The sequence below is a fragment of the Microcoleus sp. CAWBG27 genome (assembly GCF_020883145.1).
Lineage (GTDB): Bacteria > Cyanobacteriota > Cyanobacteriia > Cyanobacteriales > Microcoleaceae > Microcoleus.
The window spans coordinates 1-2,425 of the sequence record NZ_JAHREU010000143.1; the positions used below are offsets into that span (position 1 = coordinate 1).

Annotated in this window: 1 protein-coding gene; it reads left to right on the forward strand. The window is 42.3% G+C overall.

What is annotated here, in order from left to right; all coding sequences use genetic code 11:
* Positions 1 to 610: 610 nt before the first annotated feature.
* On the forward strand, positions 611 to 2,302 hold the full coding sequence (gene ltrA / locus QZ938_RS32875) for a group II intron reverse transcriptase/maturase (protein ID WP_363318929.1): 1,692 nt from the start codon (positions 611 to 613) through the stop codon (positions 2,300 to 2,302).
* Positions 2,303 to 2,425: the final 123 nt, after the last annotated feature.

The window sequence follows — 2,425 nt, forward strand, 5'->3', positions numbered from 1 at the left end:
TGCGATTCGTTTAGCCGAAACTGAGTAACGATACTTAGGGGATGGCTAGGATGACTACAAAGTCATCATAACTGGATACACATCTGGGTGCGGTTCATCCCTAGTCCCAGACCGCAAGTGCAGCGGTTAAAGCATATCCCCTATCCTATTGGGTAGCAACTAACAGGATAAAGCGGGGATAAAAGGCAGACTACTGGTAGCCGAAACTGGTAACTGTCGAGCAAGAGTTAATGTGTAGCGAAAGTAAAGATGTGTCTGAACCATCGTTATTCAAGATGGTCTAACGGCTCAATCAGAATAAGACCGTTGCAAAACACGGTAAAGACTGATTAAGACCAAGCCAAAAGGCAAGGATAGGGCATAGGCGATTGACTGTTCGACCTATAAGCACCGCCCATAAACCCGGTGGATAGCATCGCACTAAAACCTCAATCAATGTGTATTTGGAACGAAGTAACTCTCATATATTTCTTGAATCAGGTCGATTCCAAGTAAGTAGCTAACGAATAATATATGGGAGAGGGATTGTATCAGAAGCCAATGCTCTGTTGTAATAACAGAGATATGCAGACAGGTACACGGTAGCTTCAAGGATAGGAACTTAGTAGCAATGAATAAGTCTAAAACGCGGGACAACCCGACGGTGGAATGGAATCAAATCAATTGGCGAAAAGCTGAAAGATTGACGTTCAAGTTGCAAAAACGTATCTATCGAGCAAGTGAGCGTGGCGACGTTAAAGCAGTGAGGAAGCTTCAAAAGACCTTGATTAACTCATGGTCTAGTAAGGTTCTAGCGGTACGACGGGTAACACAAGATAATACTGGCAAACGTACAGCAGGTGTGGATGGTATCAAATTACTAAACCCAAAGCAACGATTAGAGCTAGTAAGTCAACTCAAAGTAACAGGTAAATCCCAACCGACACGTCGGGTAATGATACCAAAACCAGGAACCAATGAGTCAAGACCATTAGGCATACCCACAATGTACGACCGCGCCCTACAAGCAGTTGTAAAATCAGCACTTGAACCAGAATGGGAGGCTCTTTTTGAACCAAACTCCTATGGTTTTAGACCAGGTAGGTCATGTCACGATGCGATAGGAGCTATTTTTGACAATATCAGATACAAAGCCAAATATGTGCTAGACGCTGATATTGCCAAATGCTTTGACCGCATTAATCACAAAGCATTACTTGACAAAATCAATACCTATCCAGGACTGCGAAGACAAATTAAGTCCTGGCTTAAAAGCGGGGTATTAGACCAAGGTGAGATTTTCCCTACCGTTGAAGGTACTCCACAAGGAGGGGTCATTTCCCCACTTTTGGCAAATATAGCCTTACATGGAATGGAAGAACGGGTTAAACAATTCGTAGGTGGTAACATAAACCAACAAGCAGAAATCAGTTTAATCCGATACGCCGATGATTTTGTGATTATACACAAAGACATTGAAGTAATACTAGCCTGTCAGAAGATAATTGCAGAATGGTTAAGTGATTTAGGCTTAGAATTAAAGCCAAGTAAAACAAAATTAACCCACACCCTTAACGAATACAATGGAAATGTTGGGTTTGAGTTCTTAGGATTCCACGTACAACAACATAAAGTAGGTAACTACCGAAGTGCCAAAAACACACATGGAATTTCACTTGGTTTTAAAACATTAATCACCCCGTCAAAGCCTAAAGTCAAAGCTCATCTTGCAAAAATTGAAGAAGTAATAGACACTCATAAAACCGCCCCTCAAGCTGCCTTAATTAGTCGGCTGAATCCAATAATTAGGGGATGGTCAAACTATTACTCAACAGTAGTAAGTAAGGAAATCTTTAACAAGGTCGATAGTCTTACTTATGACAAGTTAAGAGCATGGGCTAGAAGACGGGGAAAAGGTAGCATCAATAAACACAAATACTGGCGAACAGTAGGCGACAGAAATTGGTGTTTCAGCACAGAAGAAGGTTTAGAGCTAACCCAACACCAAGCAACTCCTATTATTAGGCACGTCAAGGTAAAAGGCAGCTCAACACCTTACGACGGTGATTGGATTTATTGGAGCTCTAGACGTGGAAAATACCCTGAAACACCAAAAGGAGTGGCGACACTGCTTAAGACACAAAAAGGTAAATGTACCCACTGTGGTCTGTACTTCACACCTGCAGACACCGTAGAAGTTGACCATATCCAACCCCGCTCATTAGGCGGTAAGGATGAGTACAAAAACCTCCAACTTCTACATAAACACTGTCACGACACAAAAACGGAAAATGACGGTTCCCTTAACGAGAAGCCAGTATAACACCCGTTTTGAATTTGTGTCCTTAACAAAGGATGAAGATATCAAGGAGCCGGATGAGGCGAAAGTTTCACGTCCGGTTTTGAAGGAGAGGTAGGGGTAGTAATGCCCCTATCGACTCTAACA

Excerpts from the sequence above, each read along its gene's own strand:
- ltrA (WP_363318929.1), top strand. The coding sequence starts at position 611 with ATGAATAAGTCTAAAACGCGGGACAACCCGACGGTGGAATGGAATCAA.